Annotated in this window: 22 protein-coding genes; 12 read left to right on the plus strand and 10 right to left on the minus strand. The window is 64.6% G+C overall.

The window, feature by feature from the left end:
* Position 1 precedes the first annotated feature (1 nt).
* Both XH98_RS03550 and XH98_RS03555 read left to right on the plus strand, forming a co-directional pair.
* Complete coding sequence (locus tag XH98_RS03550) at positions 2-1,090, plus strand: HcpA family protein (RefSeq protein WP_271617812.1); 1,089 nt, start codon at positions 2-4, stop codon at positions 1,088-1,090.
* 115 nt (positions 1,091-1,205) lie between these two features.
* Positions 1,206-2,000, plus strand: a complete 795-nt coding sequence (locus tag XH98_RS03555) for an inositol monophosphatase family protein (protein ID WP_271603821.1) — start codon at positions 1,206-1,208, stop codon at positions 1,998-2,000.
* Positions 2,001-2,041: 41 nt separating this feature from the next.
* Here XH98_RS03555 and XH98_RS03560 read toward each other — a convergent pair whose 3' ends face one another.
* The gene (locus XH98_RS03560) at positions 2,042-3,082 is read right to left on the minus strand and encodes a medium chain dehydrogenase/reductase family protein (RefSeq protein ID WP_271603820.1); all 1,041 of its coding nucleotides are present in this window, start codon (positions 3,080-3,082) and stop codon (positions 2,042-2,044) included.
* Between the two features lie 160 nt (positions 3,083-3,242).
* Here XH98_RS03560 and XH98_RS03565 point away from each other — a divergent pair, with 160 nt between their 5' ends.
* On the plus strand, positions 3,243-3,554 hold the full coding sequence (locus tag XH98_RS03565; RefSeq protein WP_083514861.1) for a hypothetical protein: 312 nt from the start codon (positions 3,243-3,245) through the stop codon (positions 3,552-3,554).
* A gap of 93 nt (positions 3,555-3,647) precedes the next feature.
* Here XH98_RS03565 and XH98_RS03570 read toward each other — a convergent pair whose 3' ends face one another.
* The 5 genes from XH98_RS03570 to XH98_RS03590 all read right to left on the minus strand — a co-directional run bounded on the left by XH98_RS03570 (position 3,648) and on the right by XH98_RS03590 (position 11,704).
* Entirely contained in the window at positions 3,648-4,766 is a 1,119-nt protein-coding gene (locus tag XH98_RS03570) for an AAA family ATPase (protein WP_271617813.1), read from the minus strand.
* Positions 4,767-4,982: 216 nt separating this feature from the next.
* On the minus strand, positions 4,983-8,138 hold the full coding sequence (locus XH98_RS03575; protein ID WP_271617814.1) for a multidrug efflux RND transporter permease subunit: 3,156 nt from the start codon (positions 8,136-8,138) through the stop codon (positions 4,983-4,985).
* A gap of 6 nt (positions 8,139-8,144) precedes the next feature.
* Positions 8,145-9,338: an efflux RND transporter periplasmic adaptor subunit gene (locus XH98_RS03580; RefSeq protein WP_271617815.1), complete on the minus strand. Its 1,194-nt coding sequence runs from the start codon at positions 9,336-9,338 to the stop codon at positions 8,145-8,147.
* 528 nt (positions 9,339-9,866) lie between these two features.
* Positions 9,867-10,898 carry an SAM-dependent methyltransferase gene (locus tag XH98_RS03585; RefSeq protein WP_271603816.1) on the minus strand — a complete coding sequence of 344 codons (1,032 nt, stop codon included), beginning with the start codon at positions 10,896-10,898 and terminating at the stop codon, positions 9,867-9,869.
* Complete coding sequence (locus XH98_RS03590) at positions 10,895-11,704, minus strand: DUF1295 domain-containing protein (protein ID WP_271603815.1); 810 nt, start codon at positions 11,702-11,704, stop codon at positions 10,895-10,897. The genes XH98_RS03585 and XH98_RS03590 overlap by 4 nt, the downstream gene beginning before the upstream one ends.
* Before the next feature lie 182 nt (positions 11,705-11,886).
* Here XH98_RS03590 and XH98_RS03595 point away from each other — a divergent pair, with 182 nt between their 5' ends.
* From XH98_RS03595 to XH98_RS03610, 4 genes are all read left to right on the plus strand, one after another.
* The gene (locus XH98_RS03595) at positions 11,887-12,909 is read left to right on the plus strand and encodes a flagellar motor protein MotA (protein WP_271603814.1); all 1,023 of its coding nucleotides are present in this window, start codon (positions 11,887-11,889) and stop codon (positions 12,907-12,909) included.
* Positions 12,910-12,933: 24 nt separating this feature from the next.
* Positions 12,934-13,962, plus strand: a complete 1,029-nt coding sequence (locus XH98_RS03600; RefSeq protein WP_057759328.1) for a peptidoglycan -binding protein — start codon at positions 12,934-12,936, stop codon at positions 13,960-13,962.
* On the plus strand, positions 13,962-14,408 hold the full coding sequence (locus XH98_RS03605; protein ID WP_271617816.1) for a GNAT family N-acetyltransferase: 447 nt from the start codon (positions 13,962-13,964) through the stop codon (positions 14,406-14,408). The genes XH98_RS03600 and XH98_RS03605 overlap by 1 nt, the downstream gene beginning before the upstream one ends.
* A gap of 66 nt (positions 14,409-14,474) precedes the next feature.
* Positions 14,475-14,744: a hypothetical protein gene (locus tag XH98_RS03610; RefSeq protein WP_271617817.1), complete on the plus strand. Its 270-nt coding sequence runs from the start codon at positions 14,475-14,477 to the stop codon at positions 14,742-14,744.
* A 182-nt stretch (positions 14,745-14,926) separates the two neighbouring features.
* Here XH98_RS03610 and XH98_RS03615 read toward each other — a convergent pair whose 3' ends face one another.
* Positions 14,927-16,753: an ABC transporter ATP-binding protein/permease gene (locus XH98_RS03615; protein WP_271617818.1), complete on the minus strand. Its 1,827-nt coding sequence runs from the start codon at positions 16,751-16,753 to the stop codon at positions 14,927-14,929.
* Between the two features lie 220 nt (positions 16,754-16,973).
* Here XH98_RS03615 and rpmE point away from each other — a divergent pair, with 220 nt between their 5' ends.
* Complete coding sequence (gene rpmE / locus XH98_RS03620; RefSeq protein WP_028182497.1) at positions 16,974-17,201, plus strand: 50S ribosomal protein L31; 228 nt, start codon at positions 16,974-16,976, stop codon at positions 17,199-17,201.
* Positions 17,202-17,414: 213 nt separating this feature from the next.
* On the opposite strand, the gene rcdA is transcribed toward rpmE, so the two are convergent.
* Positions 17,415-17,924: a protease adaptor protein RcdA gene (gene rcdA / locus XH98_RS03625; protein ID WP_220002086.1), complete on the minus strand. Its 510-nt coding sequence runs from the start codon at positions 17,922-17,924 to the stop codon at positions 17,415-17,417.
* A 471-nt stretch (positions 17,925-18,395) separates the two neighbouring features.
* Positions 18,396-18,587 (minus strand): DUF1192 domain-containing protein, encoded by a 192-nt coding sequence (locus XH98_RS03630; protein WP_220002087.1) that lies wholly within the window; start codon positions 18,585-18,587, stop codon positions 18,396-18,398.
* Positions 18,588-18,714: 127 nt separating this feature from the next.
* Between XH98_RS03630 and XH98_RS03635 the strand changes: the two genes are divergently transcribed.
* From XH98_RS03635 to XH98_RS03645, 3 genes are all read left to right on the plus strand, one after another.
* Positions 18,715-19,713 (plus strand): NAD(P)H-quinone oxidoreductase, encoded by a 999-nt coding sequence (locus XH98_RS03635; protein WP_271603810.1) that lies wholly within the window; start codon positions 18,715-18,717, stop codon positions 19,711-19,713.
* A gap of 165 nt (positions 19,714-19,878) precedes the next feature.
* Positions 19,879-22,755: an EAL domain-containing protein gene (locus XH98_RS03640; RefSeq protein ID WP_271603809.1), complete on the plus strand. Its 2,877-nt coding sequence runs from the start codon at positions 19,879-19,881 to the stop codon at positions 22,753-22,755.
* A 217-nt stretch (positions 22,756-22,972) separates the two neighbouring features.
* Positions 22,973-23,374, plus strand: coding sequence for a DUF3551 domain-containing protein (locus XH98_RS03645; protein WP_271617819.1), 402 nt, complete (start codon positions 22,973-22,975; stop codon positions 23,372-23,374).
* A 130-nt stretch (positions 23,375-23,504) separates the two neighbouring features.
* On the opposite strand, the gene XH98_RS03650 is transcribed toward XH98_RS03645, so the two are convergent.
* Positions 23,505-23,768, minus strand: coding sequence for a DUF7662 domain-containing protein (locus XH98_RS03650; RefSeq protein WP_271603807.1), 264 nt, complete (start codon positions 23,766-23,768; stop codon positions 23,505-23,507).
* A 154-nt stretch (positions 23,769-23,922) separates the two neighbouring features.
* On the opposite strand from XH98_RS03650, the gene XH98_RS03655 reads away from it, so the two are divergent.
* A complete protein-coding gene (locus tag XH98_RS03655) occupies positions 23,923-25,419 on the plus strand; it encodes a GGDEF domain-containing protein (protein ID WP_271617820.1) in 1,497 nt (498 codons plus the stop codon).
* Positions 25,420-25,503: the final 84 nt, after the last annotated feature.

A 25,503-nucleotide genomic window follows, 5' to 3' on the forward strand; every position in this document is an offset into this window, starting at 1 on the left:
CATGACGCTCCCGCGCATCACCCTTGTAGCCACGCTGCTGCTGGCAACGCCCGCGCTCGCGCAGCTTCAGATCACGCCGCCGGCGACAATCCCGAGCCCCGCGCCCGACAAGCAAAAGGCCAAAGAGCCTGCGAAGGAAAAGCCAAGGGCCACCCCGCACACGATCACCAAGAAGAAGGAGCCGGCGCCGAAGCCGTCGGCCTCGCCGAGCCCGACGCTGCCGGCGACCGTGATCCCTGCGCCGCCAACCGACAATTCCAACGTCGATCTGGTGTTCGGCGCCTATCAGCGCGGCCAGTACAAGACCGCCTTCGACCTCGCCAGCGCGCGCGCCCAGACCGGCGATGCCAAGGCCATGACCATGCTGGGCGAGCTCTATTCCAACGCCATGGGCATCCGGCGCGACTACGCCAAGGCGGTCGAGTGGTACAAGCGCGCCGCCGATGCCGGCGATCGCGAGGCGATGTTCGCGCTGGCCATGCTGCGCATGGCCGGCCGCGGCGGCCCGGTCGACAAGGGCGAGGCGGTCAAGCTGATGGCCTCCGCCGCCAAGCTCGGCGAGCCCAAGGCGGCCTATAATCTCGCGCTGCTTTATCTCGACGGCCAGACCCTGCCGCAGGACGTCAAGCGCTCCGCCGAACTGCTGCGCCAGGCGGCCGATGCCGGCCTGCCCGAGGCGCAATACGCGCTCGCCACCTTCTACAAGGAAGGCACGGGGGTGCCGAAGGACCCCGAACGCGCGGTGCGGCTGCTCCAGGCGGCCTCGCTCGCCGACAATGTCGATGCCGAGGTCGAATACGCCATCGCCATGTTCAACGGCACCGGCACGCCGAAGAACCAGCCCGCGGCCGTGGCGCTGCTGCGCAAGGCCGCCCGCCAGGGCAGCGCGATCGCGCAGAACCGCCTGGCCTGGGTTCTGATCAACGGCATGGGCGCGCCCGTGGACAAGGTCGAGGGGTTCAAATGGCACCTGGTGGCCAAAACATCAGGCAAGGGCGATCCGGAGCTCGACAAGCAGCTGGCCGACCTGCCGGCCGACGACCGTGCCAAGGCGGAGGCCGCCGCCAAGAAATGGCTCGGGAACAAATGACCCGACACAAGTGATCTGCCAGGGACCCGAATGACTTGACCTTTGCCCCCTCGCGGGGCACCCAATCCCCTCAAATGGCGCCTTCCGCGCCCCTCCCCCGTCAAAGACTGATCTCATGCTGTATTCCGCCACTATCAACGTCATGGTCAAAGCCGCGCGCCGCGCCGGCCGCAGCCTCAAGCGCGATCTCGGCGAGATCGAGCATCTGCAGGTCTCGCTGAAGGGGCCGGCCAATTTCGTCTCGCTCGCCGACAAGCGCGCAGAGGAGATCCTCTACCAGGACCTCGCCAAGGCGCGGCCCGGCTACGGCTTCATCGGCGAAGAGGGCGGAATGCGCGAGGGCACCGACAAGAGCCACACCTGGGTCGTCGATCCCTTGGACGGCACCACCAACTTCCTGCACGGCATCCCGCAATTCGCGATCTCGATCGGCCTCGTGCGCGAGGGCACGATCATCGCCGGCGTGATCTACAACCCCGCCAATGACGAGCTCTATATCGCCGAGCGCGGCAAGGGCGCCTTCCTCAACGACCAGCGCCTGCGGGTGGCCGGCCGCCGCCAGCTCAGCGAATGCGTGGTGGCCTGCGGCCTGCCCCATATCGGCCGCGGCGACCACGAGGAATTCCGCCGCGAGATGACCGCGATCCAGGACCGCGTCGCCGGCCTGCGCCGCTTCGGCGCCGCCTCCCTCGACCTCGCCTTCGTCGCCGCCGGCCGCCTCGACGGCTATTGGGAACGCAATCTGCAATCCTGGGACATCGCCGCCGGTATGCTGATGGTGCGCGAAGCGGGTGGCACGGTCAGCGACATCAACACCCCGGGCGATGCGCTGGTCACGGGCGATGTCGTGTGCGGGAACGAGTACGTGCACGGGGAGCTGGTGAAGATTTTGAAGCGGCTCGGGCAGTAGGCACGTCGAGGCGATCCGCCGTGACCGCCCAGCGCGCCGCGTCAGGCGGCGCGCAGGCTGGGACGCGACAGATCCGGGCAAAGCACGAGCTTACCCTCAAGACCACCAGCCTCGAGGCGACGGTGAGCATCGACGACCTCCTCAAAAGAGATTCGCCCGGCGATGCGCGGCCGGATGGCGCCCGTTGCCAGAAGCCCGAACAGTTGCTCCAGGTCATCCTTGAACCAGTTGGGATGTCGCGCCCGCATGGCATTGACCGAGTAAAAGCGCGCTCGCTTGCCGCCGGGCAACAATCTCCACAGATAAAGGCGCGCGATCTCCAACAAGATAGGAATCATTCGACGCTGTGCCTGCACGCTCGCCGAGAAACCGATGGCACAGAGCAGGCCACCTGGCTTGAGCGCCGCGTATGAGCGGCGATAGCCGTCTTCGCCAACGCCGTCGATGATGACATCGAACCCGCCCGGCACGACCCGCGTGAAGTCCTGATGCTGGTAGTCGATCGGCGTCGCCCCCAGCTCTCGGACGAGCGCCATGTGCTCGCCGCGTACAGTGCCCCACAGCTCGAGGCCGGCCAATCTTCCGAGCACGAGCAGCGCCTGGCCGACTGCGCCGGCGGCCCCGTGCACGAGCACACGTTGACCTCGCTGGACCCTGGCCGCGCGGTGCAGAAGCTGATGCGCAGTCGTCCAGCTTAAGATCAGCGCGGCCGCTTCAGCCGCGTCCACGCCCGCCGGCACGCGGGCCACGTCCCTCGCCCGAAGCGTGCGATACTCGGCGTTTGACCCGACCACTGTCATGTCGGCCACGCGGTCGCCAATCTGAAAGTCATGCACGCCTTCGCCGAGTTGATCGATTGCCCCCACCACGTCGTAGCCCATCACGAAGGGCGGCCGGAGGCGCATCGTTTGCGGATAGAGGTGACGCCTGATCAACACCTCGGTGTAGTTGAGGCTCGAGGCGAGTACGCGAACACGCACCTCGCCCGGGCCGGCGATCGGCAGGTGAGCGTCGACGACCTCCAGTCTCTCGGGATCACCGAAGCGGCTGACCTGAACAACGCGATTGCGCTGCTCCATCATGGGCGATCTCCATGCAATGCCGCCATTCAGCGAGGGCGGGCAGACTGCCGCCAAGCCGGAGAAATAGAATTGATCCAGATCAATCTTGAGGCTGCACTCTTTGGAATTCTCCTCCAGCCAAAAATCCGTTTGGCGGCACCTTTTTTCATTGGAGGAGAAAATGCCTGCAGTTGCTATGCAGTTCGTTTCGCATCCAAGACCCGGTAGTGATCTTGCGACCATCTTACAGCTGGCAAAAGACGGCGCGGCACTTTGGAGGAAACACGGAGCCGATGTCAGCTATTGGTCAGTGATCGGCGGCGAGGTCGGGAACTACGCCTTCGTCGCTCGTTTCGACAGTGTCGAATCCTATGGCCGCGCCCTGGCCTCACTAGGTGCCGATCCAGCGTTCGCAGAATTTCAAGCCAAGCGGCTGAAGGCTGGACAGTCGGATTGGGTACGTTCGAACATTTCCATCCAGGTCGATCTTTGACGGAACGCCTTCCGTCCCGAATGCGAGACCGCCTTCGGGCGGTCTCTTGCTGCGCGATCAAAGCGGATATCGTGAACGATTGTGACTGCGTACCTAATTGTCGTCTTCCTCGTCCCGATACTCACCGCCGAGGGTCAGGCCCTCGATCATCGTGGCGCCTTTCGACTTGATCACGCGGCGAAGCGGGACTGAGCTCTCGCTTCGCAAGGCGTCCATCAACTGCTCCGAGTGGGTGACGATCCAGATGTCGGCACGGCCAGAGGCCTTGACGATCAGACGGGCCAATGGCGCCAGCAGCGACGGATGCAGGCTGGTCTCGGGTTCGTTCAGCGCGATGAACGGTGGAAGCCGATAGCCCATGAACACCGCGAGCAGGCAGATGTATTTCAGCGTCCCGTCGGATAGTTCATGCGCCCTGAACGGCCGCGGCATATCCTCCAATTGCAGATCGAATTCACATAGGCCGCCTTCTTCCCATGCGCGGAGCTCGGCGCCCGGGAAGGCATCCTGGATTGCGTCCTGCAGGTCGGCGGCATCTCCCCTGATGGAATAGAGCGTCGCCAGGGCCGCAGCCAGATCGCTGCCATCGGCACTGAGCGAGGGCGTCGTGATCGCGAGGCACGGCTTTCGGATCGGTGACGCCGGATCGGTGCGAAAGTCGTGATAGAAGCGCCAGCCCAGCATCGCATTCCTGATCAGATCGATTTCAAGGCATTCCTTGCCGTCGAAAAAGCCCGCAAGCGCGGGCTCGGACGGCAGCACCGCATCCTTGTGGCTGGTCCATGCGCCGCTGTCGCCGCGGATGGTGACGAGCGAATTCTTCCGCTCCATCAGTCGAACCGTTCGTTTGCCCTCCGTCGCCTCGATGCTTTCTTCCTTGATCATCGGCTCGCCGGCAAACGCCGCCGCGACCGGACTGGGGTATCCGATTTCGATGGAATATTTCAGGCGATCGAATCTGGCCGACAATCGCAGTCGCCCATCTTCGCCGCGTTTGCGGATGCCTGACCAGCAGACCGAATTCAGTCCGCCCTCCTCGGCGATCGTGCGCGTGATCCGCCCGGTCGCCGCGTCGCGCAACAGCGACAGGGACTTGTAGAGATTGGACTTGCCGACGCCGTTCTCGCCCACGAACACGGACAGGGGGTGGATTGGGAGGGAGAGCCGCCTGATGGAGCGATAGTTCGAAATCGCAATGTCGGTCGGACGCATCAGGTGCTCTCAACAGGCGGGTAGCATTCGCGACGCGAATTGCACGTGCTTTCAATCCAGAGATGCAGTCTGGATCGACCATCGCGCGAAGGCAAGCTCCGCTCGTCATTCCGAGGCGCGCCTCTTGGCGCGAGCCCGGAATCCATTGATCCGCATGAACGGTGGCACGATGGATTCCGGGCTCGTGCTGCGCACGCCCCGGAATGACAGTGTGCCCTATGGCTTCACCGGAGCAGGTGGCCCGTAAGCGTCACCTTCCCTCGCCGCCACCTTCTCCCTGTCCCCCGCCAGCACGCGCTGCACGGAGACGAAGAACACAGGCACCATCAGCAGCGCCAGGATCACGACTGCGATCATGCCGCCCATCACGACGCTGCCGAGCGCCTGCTGGCTGGCGCCGCCGGCGCCGTGGGCGATCGCCATCGGCAGCACGCCGCAGATGAAGGCAAGGCCCGTCATCAGGATCGGACGGAAGCGCAGGCGGCAGGCCTCGATCGTCGCTTCGACCAGTGGCTTGCCTTCTTTGCGCAGATCCTTGGCGAACTCGATGATCAGGATCGCGTCCTTGGCGGCAAGGCCAATGATGGTGATCAGGCCGACGGTGAAATAGACGTCGTTCGGCAGTCCGCGCAGCACCGCCGCGGCCACGGCGCCGACGATGCCGAGCGGCACGGTGAGCAGCACCGCGAGCGGGATGGTCCAGCTTTCATAGAGCGCGGCCAGACACAGGAACACCACGAAGACCGACAGCGCCAGCAGGAACGGCGCCTGCGAGCCCGACAGTTTTTCCTGCAGCGACTGGCCGGTCCATTCATAGCCGAAGCCACGCGGCAGCCTGCCGGCAAGCCGCTCCATCTCGGCGATGGCATCGCCCGAGGTGAAGCCGGATTTGGCTTCGCCCGAGATGCGCACCGCGGGATAGTAGTTGAAGCCGGCGATCTGGGTCGGTCCGCGCGACCATTCGACTGTCGCGAAGGAGGAGAACGGCACCAGCTGTCCGCCGCTGTTCTTGACGTTGTAATTGAGGATGTCCTCGGTCTTCATGCGGTCGCGGGCGTCGGCCTGCACCACGACGCGCTGCATGCGGCCGCGGTTTGGGAAGTCGTTGATGTAGTTCGAGCCGAGATTGGTCGAGATGGTGTTGTTGATGTCCTCGAAGGTGACCCCGAAGGCGCCGGCCTTCTCGCGGTCGATGACGAGATTGACCACGCCGGCCTCGGGCAGGCCTTCAATATAGACCTTCTGCAGCACGGGGCTGGCATTGGCCTCCGCGATCAACTGGTCGGCGGCGCGCATCAGGGCCGGATAGCCCTTCTGGCCGCGGTCCTGCAGGCGGAACGAGAAGCCGGAGGAGTTGCCGAGATTGTCGATCGGCGGTGGCTGCAGCGCCGAGATCTTTGCGTCGCGGATCGATGCTCCGAGATCGCGGTTGATGTCGTTGACGACAGCCGCCGCGGAATCCTTCGGCCCGCGCTCCGACCAATCCTTCAAGGTGATGAAGGCCTGCGCGGTGTTCATACCCTGGCCGGAGAAGCTGAAACCGGTGAGGAAGGTGACGTTGTCGACACCGGGCCGCTGCGCCAGATATTTTTCCACCTTCTCGATCACGGCCTCGGTGCGGCCATAGGACGAATCCGACGGCGTCTGCACGTCGGTGGTGACAAAGCCCTGGTCGTCGATGGGCAGGAAGCCGCCGGGCAGGCTGACGAAGGCCCAGGACAGGCCGGCCAGCAATGCAGCATAGACCAGCATCAGGCGGCCGGTGCGCTCGAGCGAGAAGCCGACCGTGCGGGAATAACCCTCCTTGCTGCCTTCGAGCATGCGATTGAACCAGCCGAACACGCCCTTTTTCGCGTGGCCGTGGCCGGCCGCAACGGGCTTGAGCAAGGTCGCGCACAGTGCCGGCGTCAGCGACAGCGCCAGGAAGGCCGAGAAGCCGATGGCTGCGACCATCGTCACCGAGAACTGGCGATAGATGATGCCAACCGAGCCGGGGAAGAACGCCATCGGCACGAACACCGCCATCAGCACCAGGGTGATGCCGATGATAGCGCCCGTGATCTGCGACATCGCCTTGCGTGTGGCCTCCTTCGGCGACAGGCCCTCCTCGGCCATGATACGCTCGACGTTCTCGACCACGACGATGGCATCGTCGACGAGGATGCCGACCGCGAGCACCATGCCGAACATGCTGAGCATGTTGATGGAATAGCCGGCGAGCAGCAGCGTGGTGCAAGCCCCCAACAGCGCCACCGGCACAACGATGGTCGGGATGATGGTATAGCGGATGTTCTGCAGAAATAAGAACATCACCACGAAGACCAGCACCACGGCCTCGAGCAGCGTCGTAAGCACCTTCTTGATCGAGGCCTCGACGACGGGCGTGATGTTGTAGGGGATTTCATAAGAGATGTTGGCCGGGAAGAAACGCGACAGCTCCTTCATCTTCGCTTCGACCGCACTCGCGGTCGCCAGCGCATTGCCGGTCGGCGACATCAACACGGAGAGACCGGCGGTCGGCTTGCCGTTGAGGCGGGTGTTGAACTGGTAGCTGAGGCCGCCGACCTCGATGCGCGCGACGTCGCGCAACCGCACGGTCGAGCCATCCGCATTGGCGCGCAGGATGATGGCGCCGAACTCGTCCGGCGAGGACAGCTGCCCCTTGACCAGCACCAGCGCTGAGGTGCGCTGGGTTGCGGTCGACGGCTCGGCGCCGATGCTGCCAGATGCGACCTGCGCGTTCTGCGCCGATATGGCCTTGTTGACGTCGTCGGCGGTCAGGCCATAGCCGACGAGCTTGGCGGGATCGACCCAGACGCGAAGACTGCGCTCGGTCGAATAGAGCGTGGCGCGGCCGACGCCAGGGATACGCCTGACTTCGCCGAGCACGTTGCGGATCATGAAGTCGCCGAGCCCGACTTCATCCAGGCTGCCGTCGGTCGAGTTCAGCGTGATGATCTGCAGCACCGCGCTGGAGGCTTCCTCGATCAGGATGCCCTGCTGGATCACTGCGCGCGGCAGGCGCGCCTCGACCCGCTTGATGCGGTTCTGCACCTCGACCGAGGCCGCGCTGGTATCGGTGCCCGGCTGGAAGTTGGCTGTGATCTCGACCTGGCCGAGCGAGTCGCTGGTGGACTCGAAATTGAGGATGCCGGAGGCGCCGTTGAGCTCCTCCTCGATCAGGCGCGTGACGCTGTTGTAGAGGTTTTCCGGCGACGCGCCCGGGTAGCTGGTCGAGATCGAAATCGAGGGCGGCGCGATAACAGGATATTGCGCGATCGGCAACAGCGGGATCGCGATCGCGCCGATCAGACAGATGAACAGCGCAACCACCCAGGCGAAGATCGGCCTGTCGATGAAGAAGCTCGGCATGGCGGGTTACCGGGCGAGCTTTTGCGCGTGCCTGACGTCGGCAGTCGAATCCGCTTCCGACCAGGATTGCGGCTTGACCTTGTCGCCGGCCGCGAATTTCTGGAAGCCTTCGACCACGACCTTGTCGCCGGCCTTGAGGCCCTCGGTGACGAACCAGACGCCGTCCTGCACCGAGCCGGTACGAACAGGCTGCACCGCGATGCGATTGTCGTCCTTGACGACGAATACCTCGCTGCCGCCGCCGCCATTGCGCTGGACCGCCTGCTGCGGCACCGCGATCGCATCGGAGTCCAGGCCCTGGTCGATGCGAACGCGGATATACATGCCCGGCAGCAGCTCGCGCTTGGGATTGGGGAATTCGCCGCGCAAGGTCACCTGCCCGGTATGGGCGTCGACCTTGGCGTCGGAGAACAGCAGCTTGCCGTCGAGCCCATAGAGGGAGATGTCGTCGAGCACGAGGCGCACCTTGGCCGCATCGGATTCGATGCGATCGAGGTCGCCGTTCTCGAAGGCGCGACGCAGCTGATTGAGCTCGGTCACCGACTGGGTGAAGTCGGCATAGACAGGATCGAGCTGCTGCACGGTGGCAAGATTGGTCTCGTTCTGCACGACGAGCGCCCCTTCGCTGACGAGGGCGGCGCCGACGACGCCGTCGATCGGTGCGCGCACGGTCGCATAATCGAGATTGAGTTTTGCCCGCGCGAGATCGGCCTTGCGGCCCTCGACTTCGGCCTGGGCCTGACGCTCGGCGGCGATGGTCTTTTCGTTCTCGGCTTCGGGCGCGGCGCGCTGGCTGGTCAGCGTCGCGATGCGGCGCGCCTGCTGCTGCGCCTGCATCAACGCGGCTTCGGCCTTGGCAAGCGCGGCCTCATTGGCCATGACCTCGACCTCGAACGGACGCGGATCGATGCGATATAGCGGATCGCCCGCCTTCACCTCGCTGCCCTGGCGGAACAGCCGCTCGACCACGATGCCCGACACGCGAGGACGCACTTCCGCGACGCGCGTCGGCGAAATCCGCCCCGGCAGCTCGCGCACCACGGCGCGCGGTTGTGGTTTTACCATGACAATGCTGACGTCGGGTTCGGTGGCTTGCGCAGCCGAAACGGCGGAGGAGGATTCATCGCAAGCAGCAAGCAGCGGCGCAAGGGCCGCGAGCATGATTGCAACGCATGCCGATCGCGCTCGAAGTCCTGACATGAAATGGGGTGCCCCAAGATTGTTGAAACTGGTCAAGCCTCGCGCAACGTCCGTTCTGGACAATTCTGCGCGGCTGACGCCGTCAAAATAGAATGCGCGTGCTGCGACGCAACGCATGACGCGGGCGGCTCAATGTCACATCCGCTATCGCGCTGAGTTCAGGTCGATTTCTGGGACTCACCGGATTGTGAGTCAGGTTTCGCCGCGTCGGCGCTGCGACAGAACATCGCAACTCGTCAGCGGTCCCTAGAGCTTTCGAGCCGTCATCCCCGCGCAATGGCTACGCCATTGTCGCTGGAGGTGCGAGCAATGCGGCGCAAAGCGTCGCATGGGGAGCCTCGAAGGATGAACGGCCGAGATGCAGCCGGGCCGTCGCCCTTCGAGGGCCGCTAACGGAGCGGCCGCCTCCAGCGACAACCGCTTCGCGGTTGCGCGGGGGCGACGGTGTTAAATTGGTGGGCATGTCGTCGAACCAGGCGGACAGCCGCGCAAATCAGCGAGGACGCGTGCCCGCAAAGCTGCGTAGATCTAGCTGTCCGCCGCCTTCATCCGGTAGTGGCTGACGCCCCACTCCGTGCCGTCGGCGTAGCCGAACAGGCCTGCGGTGGCGAGGAAGAACCAGCGCCAGCGCCGCATCCACAGATAGGTCTCGTCGCCATAGACGTTGCGCAAGACGGCTTCGACCGCGTCGCGATGCGCGTCGAAATTGGCGAGCCAGTCCATCGCCGTGCGCTGATAATGGGTGCCGCTCCAGCGCCATTCCTTCTCGACCTCAAAGATGTCGGCATATTGCCTGACGAGCTGATGGCTCGGCATCACGCCGCCGGTGAAGAAATGCTGCGCGATCCAGTCCTCGCGATTGGCGCGGTCGAATACATAGGAGCCGGCGCGATGGGTGAAGATGTGCATGAAGAAGCGCCCGTCGGGGGCGAGCCATGAGCGCACGCGCGTCATCAGCTTGCGCCAATTCATCATGTGCTCGAACATCTCGACCGAGACGATGCGGTCGAACTGCCCCTCCGGCGCGAACACGTTCATGTCTGCCGTGACCACGCGCAGGTTCGAAAGGCCGCGGCTCTGCGCGACGTCCTCGATATAGGCGCGCTGTCCTTGCGAGTTCGACACCGCGGTCACCTTGGCATGCGGAAACTGCCGCGCAATCCACAGCGACAGCGCGCCCCAGCCGCAGCCGAGCTCGAGGATGGTCTGGCCATCGGCGAGGCCGGCATGCGCGACGGTCTGGCGCAACGCCTCTTCCTCCGCCTCCTGAAGCGTGGTCGCATCCGTCTTGTAGAAGCAGGAGGAGTATTTGCGGTTCGGGCCCAGCAGCTGCGCGAAGAAACTTTGCGGCACTTCGTAATGCTGGATGTTGGCGGCGTCCGTATGCTCGGCGATCGGCCGCAGCATCATCTTTCCGGCGAAGGCGGCATCATCGGCGGCCGTGTGCGCGGCGAGGCGCGTTGCGGTGCGCGAACACAGGCGCTGGATGGCGGCGCGGACCACGAGATCCGGCAGCGGCACGCGTTCGGCAGTCCCGATGATTGTGGACACGACGCTCATGCGACCATTCCCTCTCGCGGTGGCAACGGAAAGAACATGCTGGTTTGGGATTGATAGGCGCGGTAGCGCTCGCCGCGCGATCGCAGCATCTGCGCTTCCAGAGGCGGGATGCCGGTGACGTGGACCAGGATCCAGTACATGAAGACAGGCGCGAGCAGGCTGGCCCAGCCCCAGGGGTAGCCGGCCGCAAGGCCGATCACGGGATAGGCGAGCCAGCCGAACCATTCGAAGAAATAGTTGGGGTGACGCGACCAGCGCCACAGCCCTGTCGCGCAGACCCTGCCCTTGTTGGCAGGGTCGTGCCGGAAGCGGCGCAGCTGCGCATCCGCCAGCGCCTCACCGGCGATGGCGATCAGCAGGATCGCAGCTCCCAGGACGTCCTGACCGCGCAGGGCTGGCGCGGGGACATGCGCGGCAACGAAAATCGAAAATACCAGGGGCACCGAGCCCAGCGCCTGGTTTTGCAGGAAGATGAACATCCGCCGGGGGGCGTTGAGGCCCCACTCCGCGGCAAAGGCGGCGTAGCGGGGATCGTCGGTGATCCCTAAGGTGCGGATCGCGATATGGGTGCCGAGCCGGAGCGACCAGATTGCGACGAGGCCGGCGACCAGCCATTGCCTGATATTGGACCCGTCGCCAGCGAGCGGCCACAGCGCGCTGACGGCGCCGACCAGCCCGACCGCAAAGGTCCAGATCGTGTCGACCCAGCCGGAATTGCCGCTGCGCTGCTGCACAACCCAGGCGAATGCCATCAGGACCGCGAGCGAGAGCGCGATGGAAGCGAATCCCCCAAGAAAAATCGCCATGCAAAAAATCCGACCTAAGCCTGTGGAATGCCGAAGTTTTGCAAAATACGTGGATAACAAAGCCCGGTTTCAGCGTTGGGTTCCGCGCGCCTTCCCGAAATCCGCACATCCGGCGCTTTTTTTGCACCCGGCCTGTGCCATAGTGCGGAGGCAAGCAAGCTTCGTAATGGATGATCCCGGCCATGCCGTCAGGCGCCTCGCCCCGCTCCGCCATCGACATCGAATACACAAAACTATCCTCGCCCAGCGTCTTCCTGGTGCGGATGCTGGTCTTCCTGGTGCTGTGCTCGCTGGTGGGCGTGGTGCTCTACAAGCAGATCATCCTGGCCTTCTTCGCCAATCCCGGGCTGAACGCGCTGATCGGGGCCGTGCTGTTCATCGGCATCGTGCTGGCCTTCCGCCAGGTGATCCGGCTCTATCCTGAAGTGTCCTGGGTCAATAATTTCCGCATCGCCGACCCCGGCCTGGCGCCGGCCCGGCACCCGAAACTGCTGGCGCCGATGGCGGCGATCCTCGGCGGCGAGCGCTCCGGGCGGATGTCGATCACGCAGACCACGATGCGGCATCTGCTCGATTCGATCGCAACGCGCCTCGATGAAGCCCGGGACATCTCCCGCTACATGACGGGCCTCTTGGTCTTCCTCGGCCTGCTCGGCACCTTCTGGGGCCTGATCGAGACGGTCGGCTCGGTCGGCAAGGTGATCGATGGGCTCAAGGTCGGCAGCGATGCCGGGGCGCTGTTCGACACGCTGAAGGAGGGCCTCGCCGCCCCGCTCGGCGGCATGGGCATCTCCTTTTCCTCATCGCTGTTCGGCCTCGCCGGCTCGCTGATCCTCGGCTTCCTCGATCTGCAATCGAGCCAGGCGCAGAACCGCTTCTACACCGACCTCGAAGACTGGCTCGCCACCACCGTGCGGGAATACGGCAACGGAGAGGTCGCCGCCGTCGCGAGCACTGGCGGCGGGGTGGCGAGCGGCGAGCTCCAGGCCGCCGTCGAACGCTTACGCTCCGTGCTCGAGGAAGGCAGCGCCAGTCGCGGCACCACCGCGGCGATGGCGAGCCTCGCCGAAGCGATCCAGGCGCTGGTCTCGCATATGCGGACCGAGCAGCAGATGATCCGCGAATGGGCCGACGGCCAGGGCGAGCAGAACCGCGAGATCCGCCGCCTGCTGGAGCGCATCGCGCGCCAGCCCGAGAAGAGTTAAGCAATCAGGATTTGAGAGGCGAGCATGGCTCTAGCCCGCGGCCGCCGCAGCGAAGGCGCCTTCAACTACTGGCCCGGATTCGTCGACGCGCTGTCGACGCTGGTGCTGTCGATCGTGTTCCTGCTGTCGGTGTTCCTGGTCGTGCAGTTCTTCCTTTCGCAGGAGGTCACCGGCAAGGACAAGGCGCTGGAGCAGCTCAACGCCAGGATCGCCCAGCTCACCGAGCTGCTCTCGCTGGAGAAGCTCGGCAAGCTCTCGCTCGATGATCAGGTCTCGCAGCTCAGGGCCGGCCTCGCCTCGGCCGAGAGCGAGCGCGACCGCATGAAGGGCCTCTATGAAGGCCTTGCCAATGCCGGCAACGATGCGCAAGGCAAGACCACCGAGCTCGGCAAGGCGCTCGAGTCGGAAAAGGCCGTCTCGGCGCGGGCGCTGGCGCAGATCGAGGTGCTGAACCAGCAGATCAGCGCGCTGCGCCGGCAATTGGCCGCCCTCGAAGAGGCGCTCGATGCATCCGAGAAGCGCGACAAGGAATCGCAGAACCGCATCGCCGATCTCGGCTCGCGCCTCAACGTCGCGCTGGCGCAGCGCGTGCAGGAATTGTCGCGCTACCGCTCCGAGTTCTTCGGGCGCCTGCGCGCCATTCTCGGCAACCGTCCCGATATCCGCGTGGTCGGCGACCGCTTCGTGTTCCAGTCCGAAGTGTTCTTCGACACCGGACAGGCGACGCTGCTGCCCGAGGGCAAGGCCGAGCTCGACACCGTGGCGAACGCGCTGATCGAGCTCGACAAGAAGATTCCGGCCGAGATCGCCTGGGTGCTGCGCGTCGACGGCCACACCGACGTGCGGCCGGTGAACGGTCCGAACTTCAAGTCGAACTGGGATCTGTCCGCGGCGCGTGCGATCTCGGTGGTGCAATATCTGATTTCGCTCGGCGTGCCGGCCCAGCGCCTGGTCGCCGCCGGCTTCGGCGAGTTCCAGCCCCTCGACACCGCCAACACCGAAGAGGCCTACAAGCGCAACCGCCGCATCGAGCTGAAGCTGACGGAGCGGTAGTGAGCGCGCTCCACCTTCGCCCCTACGCGGACGCCGACGAAGCGGCGGCGATCGACCTCTGGCATCGCACCTGGCAGCAGGCCTATCCGCAGATCGACTTCGCCGCACGGCTGGCGTGGTGGCGCGAACGCTGGCGCAAGGATCTGGTGCCGAAGGCCCGGATCATCGTCTCGGAACAAGATGGCACGCTGACCGGTTTCGTCACCATCGACGGCGATGGTTATCTCGACCAGCTCGTGGTCGACCCCGACCATTGGGGCTCGGATGCGGCAAGGCGGCTGGTGGACGAAGCAAAACGCCTGTCACCATCAGGCGTCACGCTGCTGGTGAACAAGGACAATGCCCGCGCCATCCGCTTCTACGAGCGCAACGGCTTCGCCCATGCCGGCGAGGACGTGAACCCGACATCGGGACGGCCGGTGCTGAAGATGGCGTGGCGGCCGTGACTGATGTCACGCTAAGGCGCAGCGTGGCTTGCTAGTGTCGCAATCAGCAACTGATGGAGAGGATCAATGCGGCTGAGCGATCTGGCCAAAGGGTCTTCGGTCTTTCTCGGCGTCATGGTCGCGGGCTATGTGTCGACTGTGTATGTCGACCAGCGCTTGGCTCCGCCGCCCAAGGCAGCAACCGAGACGACAGGTTCGCCAGCGCCAACGAACAGCGCTGCTCCGACCGACAACCCGACCCCGGCCAACGGCGGATCGGCCTGTATCGGCGAGGGCGGCAGCTGGAAGAACTGGCCGTGGCCGAACGTGCCGATGGGCTCGCCGAAGTGCGAGTGAGAATCGGGCGGTGCGAAGCTGCTTCAACACGCTCCACTGTCATTCCCCGCGAAGGCGGGGAATCCAGTACGCCGCGGCTTGTCGGCTGATCACTGCTGTCACGGACTACTGGATCACCCGCCCCAGTGCGCAAGTGCGCACAAGGCGGGTGATGACACTGTGGGTGACGAAAGAGCCCCGTCTCACGCGCCCTCGAACTGCAACCTCGCCAGCCGCGCATAGAGCCCGTTCGCGGCGACGAGCTCGGCATGCGTGCCCTGCTCGACGATCTTGCCCTGGTCCATCACCAGGATGCGGTCGCAGGACAGCACCGTGGCGAGGCGGTGCGCGATGACGAGCGTGGTGCGATGGGCCATCAGCTCTTCGAGCGCGGTCTGCACCAGCGTCTCGCTTTCGGCGTCGAGCGCGGAGGTGGCTTCATCGAGCAGCAACAGCGGCGCGTCGCGCAGGATGGCGCGGGCGATGGCGATGCGCTGGCGCTGACCGCCGGACAACGTCACGCCGCGTTCGCCGAGCGGGGTATCAAAACCTTCAGGCAGGCGGCGGATGAACTCGGAGGCATGCGCGAGATCGGCTGCACGCTCGACCTCGGCGTCATCAGCATCGGGCCGGCCGAAGCGGATGTTCTCGCGGGCGCTGGCGGCAAACACATTGGACTCCTGCGGCACCAAAGCGATGCGGGAGCGGAAGTCGCGCGGATCGGCTGATTTCACCGGCACGCCATCGAGCGAGATCGAACCGCCCTTGGGATCGTAGAAGCGCAGCAGCAGATGGAAGATCGTGCTCTTGCCGGCACCGGACGGGCCGACGATCGCAACCTTCTCGCCGGGCCGCACGGTAAATGAAACAGCATCGAGCACGTTGACGTCGGGCCGCGCCGGATAGGCGAAGCTGACACGATCGAAGCCGACCTCGCCGCGCCCCGGCACGGGCAGTGCGCGCGGCGATGCGGGCGCGGCGATCTCGGGCTTCACGTGCAGGATCTCGAACAGACGTTCGGCCGCGCCTGATGCCGCCGATACCTCGCCCCAGACCTCGCTGAGCTGGCCGAGCCCCGCGGCCGCGAAGGCCGCATAGAGCACGAACTGGCCGAGCCGGCCCGGGGTGATCGCGCCCGTCAGCACGTCATGCGAGCCGATCCAGAGGATGCCGACCACGCTTGCGAACACGATGAAGATGACGATGGCGGTGAGAACCGCACGGGCCTGCGTGGAGGTGCGCGCGGCCTCATAGGCCTGCTCCACCTCGCCGCCAAAACGTTTCGCCGCTAACCCCTCGCTCGTATAGGCCTGCACGGTGCGGATCGCGCCGACCAGCTCGCCGGCATAGGCGGAGGCTTCGGCCAGCGTATCCTGCGCGTTGCGTGACAGCCGCCGCACCCAGCGCCCGAACGCGACCAGCGGCAGCACGATCAAGGGGATCGCCAGCAGCACGAAGCCCGAGAGCCGCGGGCTGGTGATCACCATCATCGCGGCAGCGCCGAGGAACATCATGAGATTGCGCAGCGCGATCGACACGGAGGCGCCAACCGCGGATTTGATCTGCGTGGTGTCGGCGGTGAGCCGCGACACCAATTCGCCGCTGCGCGCGGAATCGAAGAAAGAGGGCGACAGCGAAAGCAGATGCGCAAACACGTCGCGCCGGAGATCGGCGACGATGCGCTCGCCGATCGTCATCACGAGGTAATAGCGCGATGCACTCGCCAGCGCGAGCACGGCGACGACGGCGATCATCACCGAGAAGTAGCTGTTGATCATCGCGATGCCTTCGGGCGTCAGCCCGAAATCGATCATCCGGCGCACCGCGACCGGCACCAGCAGCGTGGTCAGCGCCGCAATCGTCAACGCAACGAAGGCCAGCGCCGCCCGGCCGCGATAGCGGGCGACGTAGGGCGCAAGCGCCAGCAGCGGCCGCAGCTTGGCCCGGCCCTTGGCCGGCTGTTCGATCAGCTCGGCTTCGATCGACGGGGCCTCGGTATGCCCGGTTTCAAGCCGTTCAACTGCGCTCATTAGAATCCGACCAAAAGAGAGACGTAGGCTCCACATAGGCCCCGGCACGGGGCGAGGCAAATCCGGGATGTACCGTAAGGGACGGCCCGGTTCTCAAGTCCCCACAATGGCTTGTTTTAAGGGGGCTAGCTTGTCTTTAAGGGGTCTGTGGGGTATAGACCCCGCCAAATCCGTCATTCGATAGTCACTCAAGCCGGGCGCGGGCGCCCTAGGAATTGCCATGAAAGCCGAAATTCATCCGGATTATCATACGATTAAGGTCGTCATGACCGACGGAACCGAGTACCTGACCCGCTCCACCTGGGGCAAGGAAGGCGACACGCTGAACCTCGACATCGACCCGAAGTCGCATCCGGCCTGGACCGGTGGCTCTACTCAGATCATGGACCGCGGCGGCCGCGTCTCGCGCTTCCAGAAGAAGTTTTCGGGCTTCCTCAAAAAGGATTGATCCCGGCCGAAGAGGCTGGAGACGAAAGCGCCCCCGGAAAGCCGGGGGCGTTTTTGTTTGCGGGGGCAGTCGTCAGTCAAAACCGAGATTTCGTAGGGTGGGCAAAGCGAAGCGTGCCCACGAAACGGTTATCGTGATCCTCAATCAGAGACCGTGGGCACGGCGCTTTGCGCCTTTGCCCACCCTACAAGAGTGGGGCTTGCCTCTGAGACCTTACCGCTCGAACGCGGCCTTCAATGCGTTGAGGTGCGGCACCAGCGGGTTGCCGATCGCGATGTGGTCGGCCGGCGGGGTGTGAATCGAGGTGTCGAGCCGGCGCACGCGGGCCTGCAGGCTCATCGAGCGGTGGATCAGATCCTGCAGCTGCGTCGGCAGTTTCTCGATGGTGTCGGCGGGGCCGGGATCAGCGGCTGTGAGCTTGACCTTGGTCTTCTCGCGGTTGGCCTGGACCAGCGTCATCTCGCCTTCCTTCACGGCGCGATGCAGCAGCAGCCATGAGGCGAGTTGCATCAGGCGCGTGGTGAGACGCATGCTCTCGGTCGCGTAAGTGAGGCTGACGGCACGGTCGAGCGCCTTGGCCTCGGTACGGCCGGCACCGTCGAGATAGGCGGCCGTCTCTTCGACGAGATCCATGCCCTCGCGGAACAGGGCGCCGAACGCCGCAGAATTGGTGAACCGCTCGCTGAGTTGAACGAGAGCGCCGTCGGCCTGCAAACGTTCCATGGTTAACGCCCCTTACGCAACTGTTTACCTGTCCGGCTTTGGCGCCGGCTTATGATGAACAAATCATTGCGCGGGGGGATCGCGGAGTCCAGCGGCAAGCACGGATATGGTTTCCGCGCGTCATTCCGAGGAATTCAACCGGGAATGGAGGCAAAAAAAGAGCCGCCGGAGACCGGCGGCTTTGAAAGTTGATAACAGGGAGGCGTCAAACAGAGTGGACAGGAGCCACTCGGTGTCCAAACGAGGACGGTTCCAGTCATAAACTCGAAAGCTTAATTGGGAGTAAACGAACGAATTTTTTGAGGGTTCGTTAGGCATGTCGGTCAGTGGCCGAGTGGGATGTAGTCGCGCTCTCTCCGCCGTCATGCCCGGGCTTGTCCCGGCCATCCACGTTCTTCGTCGCTGTTGGAAAGAAAGACGTGGATGGCCGGGACAAGCCCGGCCATGACGCGTCGAAGCAGGCGCTCCCGACTACGTCTTGAAAAAACTGTTCGCCGCATCGCGCGAGGCGCGCTTCTTGGTGGCGGCTTCCTCCAGCCTTGCGATCTCGGTCTTGAGCAGGGCGACGCGCTCGGTCAGTTCCTCCACTGACAAGAGTGAGAGATCCTGTCCGATCTCGTGGGTGACCTTCTTGCGCGGGCGGTCGTCGTCTTCCATCGGCATCGTCGTTCCTCCTCTCGTCCGCGGGCCGGACCACACCGCTTGATACCGGCTTGGGCGGTTGCCAGCCAAGACCGCGCTGGCTAATCAAAGGCCTCGTTTCCCTCGCACCTTTGCTCAAGGACACATCATGGACAAGCTGCCCGCGCAAATGACCGTGGTCGCCATTTCCAAGCCAGGCGGACCGGAGGTGCTGGTGCCGGAACAACGTCCCGTTCCGCAGCCCGGTCCTGACGAGATCCTGGTCAAGGTACAGGCCGCCGGCGTCAACCGGCCCGACGTGGCGCAGCGCTCCGGCGCCTATCCGCCGCCGCCCGGCGCCAGCGACCTGCCCGGCCTCGAAATCGCAGGTGAAGTGGTCGCGGTCGGCAGCAACGCCAGGCGGCACAAGATCGGCGATATCGTGATGTCGCTCGTCGCCGGCGGCGGCTATGCGCAGTACTGCATCGCACAGGACGCCCAGGCCATGAGCGTGCCGCCGGCGCTCTCGATCCAGGAAGCCGGCGCGCTGCCGGAAACCCTGATGACGGTCTGGCACAACGTGTTCGAGCGCGGCGGCCTGAAGGCCGGCGAGACGCTGCTGATCCATGGCGGCTCCTCCGGCATCGGCACCATGGCGATCCAGCTCGCGAAGGCGTTCGGTGCAAAGGTGTTCGTCACCGTCGGCTCGCAGGACAAGATCGATGCCTGCCTCAAGCTCGGGGCGGATCGTGCGATCAATTACAAGACCGAAGATTTCGTCGCTGTCGTCAAGGAAGAGACCGACAAGGTCGGCGTCAACCTGATCCTCGACATGGTCGCCGGCGACTATGTCGACCGCAACTACGACGCCGCTGCCGTCGACGGCCGCATCGTCCAGATCGCGACCCTCAACGGCCCGAAGGTCAGCGTCAACATCGCCAAGGTGATGGTGAAGCGGCTGACCCATACCGGCTCGACCTTGCGTCCCCGTAGTAATGCGGACAAGGCGGCGATGGTGGCTGCCATTGAGGCGAAAGTGATGCCGCTGCTGCGCGAAGGACGGGTCAAACCACTGATGGACAGCGCCTTCCCGCTGGAAAAGGCCGCCGACGCCCACCGGCGCATGGAGACCTCAGCACATATTGGCAAAATTGTGTTGGAGGTCTAGGCCGCAGGCCCAGCAAGCCGGGCGGAAACCCTTTGATTTTCCTCGCTTTCGTGGCATCTATCGCGAATGCCGAACCACTTCCGTCCGGCCTGAAATCGTCCTTACGTACCAGCCTTGCGTGCCGTTCTTGCACTCAGAGTTTGCGTCCAACGCGGAGAACTGACCTTGCGTCTGATCAGGTGCCTCGCGCCCATCGCGCTGGGCTTCATGATTCTTGTCGCCGCGTATCCCGCGCGCGCGCTTGACGCCGTCAGCGTCCGCAGCGACGCGCCCGCGATCGATCTCACCGGCGTGCTCGAGCATCAGCGCAGCGACGCCGATCGCATCCAGGTCTCCACTGCGCCCGGCACCGACGGCATCGTCCGCCGCATCGAGGTGCGCGCGCGCGAGGGCGGCCAGAACTGGGTGGTGTTCGCGCTCGCCAACAACACCGACGACCAGCTCGACCGCCTGATCGTCGCCCCGCACTACCGCATTGTCTCATCGGGATTGCTCTGGCCAGACCTCGGCCTGTCGCGCATCGCAACCATCACGCCGTCGATCGGCGACCGGCCGGAACGGCAGGAAAGTGCGACGGCCGACGTATTCCGCATCACGCTCGATCCCGGCGCCGTCGTCACCTTCGTCGCGGAACTACGCACCGACAAGCTGCCGCAGCTCTATCTTTGGGAGCCGGAAGCCTACAAGGACAAGGTCAACTCCTTCACGCTGTACCAGGGCATCGTGATCGGCATCTCCGGCCTGCTGGCGCTGGTACTGACCATCCTCTTCGTGGTGAAGGGCAGCATCATGTTCCCGGCCGCGGCGGCGCTGGCCTGGGCGGTGCTGGTCTATATCGGCGTCGATTTCGGCTTCTGGGGCAAGGTGCTCGACATGTCGAACAACGCCGAGCGCATCTGGCGCGCGGCGGGTGAAGCGATCCTGGCGGCGACGCTGCTGGTGTTCCTGTTCGCCTACCTCAATCTCAGTCGATGGCATGTGCGCTATTCGCACATCACGGTGGGCTGGCTCGCCTTCCTCGGCTCGCTGGTCGCGCTGGCGCTGTTCGATCCGGCCGTCGCCTCCGGCATCGCGCGCATCTCGCTGGTGTTGATCGCCTTCGCCGGCTTCGCGCTGATCGTCTATCTCTCCACCCACGGCTTCGATCGCGCCGTGCTGCTGATCCCGACCTGGTTCCTGCTGGTGGTCTGGGTGGTCGCAGCCGGCATGACGGTGGCGGGCTCCGTCACCAATGACATCGTCGGCCCTGCCCTGCTCGGCGGCCTCGTGCTGATCGTGATGCTGATCGGCTTCACCGTCATGCAGCACGCCTTCGCCGGCGGCGGCGCCAGCACCGGCGTCGTCTCCGACATCGAACGGCGAGCGCTGGCGCTGGCCGGCTCCGGCGACCTGATCTGGGACTGGGACGTTTCCGCCGACAAAGTTTTTACCAGCCCCGAGACGGAAGCCCTGCTCGGACTGAAGCGCGGCACGCTGGAAGGCCCAGCGGCCTCCTGGCTCGAGGTGCTGCATCCGCTCGACCAGGACCGCTTCCGCGCCGCGCTCGACAGCGTGCTCGACCAGCGCCGCGGCCGTCTGGTGCAGGATTTCCGCCTGCGTACCCCCGACGGTCACTTCATGTGGTTCGCGCTGAAGGCGCGCCCGGTGGTCGGCTCGGACGGTGAGGTCTCGCGTGTGGTCGGCACGCTCACCGACGTCACCGAGCTGCGCAACGCCGAGGAACGCCTGCTGCACGATTCCGTGCATGACAACCTCACCGGCCTGCCGAACCGCAAGCTGTTCATGGACCGCTTGGGTGCCGTTGCGCATTTCGCCAAGTCGATGCCGACGCTGCGCCCGACGCTGATGGTGATCGACCTCGACCGCTTCAAGCAGGTCAACGATTCCGTCGGCATCGCGGTCGGCGATTCCATCCTGCTGACGCTGGCCCGCCGCCTCACCCGCATCCTGAAGCCGCAGGACACGCTGGCGCGGCTCGCCGGCGACCAGTTCGGCCTGATCCTTTTGTCGGAGCAGGACCCGGCCCGGATCACCAATTTCGCCGAGACCATCCGCAAGACCATCCGCGCGCCGATCGCCTTCAACGACCGCGAGATCTTCCTGACCGCCTCGATCGGCATGGCGCTGTCCGATCCGCAGACCCAGCTGACGGACGAGATCATCAAGGACGCCGAGCTTGCGATGTATCATTCCAAGCGCATCGGCGGCGACCGTATCGACGTCTACAAGCCCGCGATGCGCGCGCGGAAGACGGACCGCCTGACGCTGGAAAGCGAGCTGCGCCGCGCCATCGAGCGGCAGGAGCTCACGATCCTGTATCAGCCGATCGTGCGGCTGGAGGACCGTTCGGTCGCGGGTTTCGAGGCCTTGGCGCGCTGGGATCATCCCAAGCTCGGCCGCATGGCGCCGTCGGAATTCATCACCATCGCGGAAGAGACCGGCCTGATCGTCGATCTCGGCATGTTCGTGCTCGACCAGACCGCCAAGCAGCTCTCGGTCTGGCAGCGCGCGATGCGGTCGCGCGAGCCGATCTTCGCATCCGTCAACGTCTCCTCGCGGCAGCTGCTGCGCCACGATCTGATCCACGATATCCGCACCGTGCTGTCGCGCTCCTCGGTCGCACGCGGCACGCTGAAGCTGGAACTGACGGAATCGCTGGTGATGGAGAATCCGGAGCACGCAGCGCAAATGCTGACGCGCATCCGCGAGCTCGGCACCGGCCTGTCGCTCGACGATTTCGGCACCGGCCATTCCTCGCTCGCCTATCTGCAGCGTTTCCCGTTCGACACCATCAAGATCGACCAGTCCTTCGTCCGCACCACCAATCGTGGCACGCGGCCGGTGATCCTGAAGTCGATCATCGCGCTCGCGCATGATCTCGGCATGGACGTGGTGGCGGAAGGCGCCGAGACCGATTCGGACGCGGTCGAGCTGTATCAATTGGGCTGCGAATACGCGCAGGGCTTTGCCTTCGGCGAGCCGATGGACGCGGATGCCGCGATGCGCCTGCTGACGGAAGTGCGGCTGGAAGCGGCGAGCTGATCTTTTCGCGCGAGGTGCCGTAGGGTGGGCAAAGGCGCACTTGCGCCGTGCCCACCATCCAGAAGACGTGGCACGCTTCGCTTTGCCCACCCTACGATACTTAGGATACGCGGCCTCTCGCTTCCGGGGCGTGAACCCATTCCGAGAACATTGACCTGGATCAATGCAGCCTACGGTCCGGGTGCACCGAATGCCGCGCCACTTGGAGGAAGATCCAATGCGCGCATTGGCTTTGACGATTTTGACCACAGGCATGGTCTTAACATCAGGGCATTCCCGGGCTCAGACATATGATCCGGCTTTTCCCGTTTGTCTGTACGTCGTCTCCTTCGGCGCTACCCCCTACTATCGATGCAGCTACCATACGATGGACGAATGCAGGGCATCGGCCAACGGTCAGATGTGCGTCCTCAACCCGTACTACGCTGGTGCGACGGCGACGATGAAAGGAAGATCGGCCGCACACGCTAAGACCAGATCGTATGTGCCACCCAAGTCACCGATCCGCTCCCGGTCCGCACCGTACAATCAATCCAATGAACCGTATTACGGAGCTTCCCAGGGTTACGCGCCTGGCGAAAAGCAACAATTTCTCGAAAGCGTGAGACGAAGCCTGTAGAGCAGAAGTGCGCGGTGCCGTGGGGTGGGCAAAGGCGCACTTGCGCCGTGCCCACCGTCCAGAGGACGTGGGCACGCTTGCGCTTTTGCCACCCTACGAGACCGTTGGATGTGGAGAGACAGTCAGCCCCTCACCTCCGCCCGTCCTTCTTCCGCTTCGTGAACCGCACGCTGGCGCCATCCGGCATCCGTGTCGCGACAAATCCCGCGGCGAGGCAGGCTTCGCGTTGCGGCATCTTGATATCGGGGCTGCGCAGGCTGTCCCACCATGACGCACGGTTGGCCGCGCGCGGCAGGGCTGCGCCGATGATCTCCTCGATCTGCTCAAAGCTCAGCACGAGTTCCGTCTGCTTCTGCCGCAGAAGATAATCACGTAGCGCGTCGTAGTCGTTCACATCAGTCCTCTCGTCCGAAGCCGGGATCCAGTCGATCAGGCCTGCCGAAAATCGTCAGCCGGATAAACCAATCCTTAACTCATCGCGGCAGTGCCGTCGCGGCTTAAACACTACGCAAGATTTCAGGCGCATCCACTAGGATCGGGAGCAAAGGATGCTGTCTGGATGGCGCGAAGCCGCGGCCCGCCGGCCCTGGCGTATGTCGGCAAAGCTGTTGATCATCACGTCGGTCGTGACGGTGATCGGCTTTTCCGCCATTTGCGTCAACGTCATGCTGGACATGCGCCGCGGCGAAGAGGCGCTGGCCCGCCAGACGCTGGAAAACCTGGCCACCTCGATCGACGCCGACATCAGCCGCAATATCGATATCTACGACCTGTCCCTGAAGGCGGTCGTCAACAACATGCTGCTGCCGGAAATAGCCACGGTCTCGAGGCCGATCCGGCAGCTCATCCTGTTCGATCATGCGACCACGGCACGGCATTTCGGCGCCATCCAGGTGCTCGATGTCGACGGCAGACTGAGCATCGATGCCTCGACGCTGGATCCGCAACCAGAGAACCGCGCCGACGAAGAGTATTTCAGGGTTCATCGCGACAACCCGGGCGTCGGACTGTTCATCAGCCGTCCGATGCTGTTCCGCGGCGCCTTCTCGATCGTGCTGAGCCGGCGCATCAGCGATAGCGACGGCGGCTTCATGGGGGTCGTCGCCGGCTCGATCCGCTACACCTATTTCCACGAACTGTTCGAGCGGCTGAGCCTCGACTCCGACGACACCATCACCGTGCTCAAGCGCGACCGCACCATCATGATGCGGCGGCCGTTCGATCTCGACATCATCGGCAAGAATCTGGGAGCGCAACGGGACTGGAAACCTGAAAATCTCAAGGCCGGCGGATCCTACGCCGGAAAAGGGCCGGTGGATGTGACGCCGCGCCTCTACGCGCGCAGCAGCGGCTCCGGTCCGTTGTTTGTCGTGGCAGGCAAGCCGCTGAGCACCGTGTTCTCATTGTGGCAGCGGGAAGCGCTGCGCATCGGCGCCGTGGTGCTGATGCTTTCGCTGTTCGTGCTGGGCTCGGCCATCGTGCTCGCCCGCGAGATCGGCCGGCGCGCGGATGCCGAAAGCAAGCTCGAGGAGATGGCGACGACCGACGCGCTCACGGGCCTGCGCAACCGCCGCAAGTTCGACCAGGTCATCGACATGGAATGGCGGCGCGCCATGCGCCAGAAGACGCAAGTAGCGCTGCTGATGATCGATGCCGACCATTTCAAGGCCTACAACGACACGTTCGGTCACCAGGCCGGCGACCAGGTGCTGGTCGGCATCGCCATCTGCATTTCGGACTCGGTGCGTCGCGCCAGCGACTGCGCCGCGCGCTATGGCGGCGAGGAGTTCGCCGTGCTGCTGCCGAACACGTCGGCCGCCGACGCGTTCAGGATCGCCGAGACCATTCGCGCCAAGGTGCTGGGCTGGTCCGATGGCGGCGCGGGATCGACCGTCTCCTGCGGCGTCGCCAGCCTCGCGCCCACGGCCGGCCTGGACTGGGCCGTGCTGGTTGCGGCCGCCGACAAGGCGCTCTATGCCGCGAAAGCCGGCGGGCGGAATCAGTCGGTGGTGGCGAGCTTGCCGCAGCTGTCGCTGGTGGCGTGAAGACTGCTGTCATTCCGGGGCGATGTGAAGCATCGAACCCGGAATCTCGAGATCCCGGGTCTGGTCCTTCGGACCATGCCGGGA

The organism is Bradyrhizobium sp. CCBAU 51745 (assembly GCF_028128715.1).
In the GTDB taxonomy this organism is placed as follows: Bacteria; Pseudomonadota; Alphaproteobacteria; order Rhizobiales; family Xanthobacteraceae; genus Bradyrhizobium; species Bradyrhizobium manausense.

Excerpts from the sequence above, each read along its gene's own strand:
- XH98_RS03550 (WP_271617812.1), top strand. The coding sequence starts at position 2 with ATGACGCTCCCGCGCATCACCCTTGTAGCCACGCTGCTGCTGGCAACG.
- XH98_RS03555 (WP_271603821.1), top strand. The coding sequence starts at position 1,206 with ATGCTGTATTCCGCCACTATCAACGTCATGGTCAAAGCCGCGCGCCGC.
- XH98_RS03560 (WP_271603820.1), bottom strand. The coding sequence starts at position 3,082 with ATGATGGAGCAGCGCAATCGCGTTGTTCAGGTCAGCCGCTTCGGTGAT.
- XH98_RS03565 (WP_083514861.1), top strand. The coding sequence starts at position 3,243 with ATGCCTGCAGTTGCTATGCAGTTCGTTTCGCATCCAAGACCCGGTAGT.
- XH98_RS03570 (WP_271617813.1), bottom strand. The coding sequence starts at position 4,766 with ATGCGTCCGACCGACATTGCGATTTCGAACTATCGCTCCATCAGGCGG.
- XH98_RS03575 (WP_271617814.1), bottom strand. The coding sequence starts at position 8,138 with ATGCCGAGCTTCTTCATCGACAGGCCGATCTTCGCCTGGGTGGTTGCG.
- XH98_RS03580 (WP_271617815.1), bottom strand. The coding sequence starts at position 9,338 with ATGTCAGGACTTCGAGCGCGATCGGCATGCGTTGCAATCATGCTCGCG.
- XH98_RS03585 (WP_271603816.1), bottom strand. The coding sequence starts at position 10,898 with ATGAGCGTCGTGTCCACAATCATCGGGACTGCCGAACGCGTGCCGCTG.
- XH98_RS03590 (WP_271603815.1), bottom strand. The coding sequence starts at position 11,704 with ATGGCGATTTTTCTTGGGGGATTCGCTTCCATCGCGCTCTCGCTCGCG.
- XH98_RS03595 (WP_271603814.1), top strand. The coding sequence starts at position 11,887 with ATGCCGTCAGGCGCCTCGCCCCGCTCCGCCATCGACATCGAATACACA.
- XH98_RS03600 (WP_057759328.1), top strand. The coding sequence starts at position 12,934 with ATGGCTCTAGCCCGCGGCCGCCGCAGCGAAGGCGCCTTCAACTACTGG.
- XH98_RS03610 (WP_271617817.1), top strand. The coding sequence starts at position 14,475 with ATGCGGCTGAGCGATCTGGCCAAAGGGTCTTCGGTCTTTCTCGGCGTC.
- XH98_RS03615 (WP_271617818.1), bottom strand. The coding sequence starts at position 16,753 with ATGAGCGCAGTTGAACGGCTTGAAACCGGGCATACCGAGGCCCCGTCG.
- rpmE (WP_028182497.1), top strand. The coding sequence starts at position 16,974 with ATGAAAGCCGAAATTCATCCGGATTATCATACGATTAAGGTCGTCATG.
- rcdA (WP_220002086.1), bottom strand. The coding sequence starts at position 17,924 with ATGGAACGTTTGCAGGCCGACGGCGCTCTCGTTCAACTCAGCGAGCGG.
- XH98_RS03630 (WP_220002087.1), bottom strand. The coding sequence starts at position 18,587 with ATGCCGATGGAAGACGACGACCGCCCGCGCAAGAAGGTCACCCACGAG.
- XH98_RS03635 (WP_271603810.1), top strand. The coding sequence starts at position 18,715 with ATGGACAAGCTGCCCGCGCAAATGACCGTGGTCGCCATTTCCAAGCCA.
- XH98_RS03645 (WP_271617819.1), top strand. The coding sequence starts at position 22,973 with ATGCGCGCATTGGCTTTGACGATTTTGACCACAGGCATGGTCTTAACA.
- XH98_RS03655 (WP_271617820.1), top strand. The coding sequence starts at position 23,923 with ATGCTGTCTGGATGGCGCGAAGCCGCGGCCCGCCGGCCCTGGCGTATG.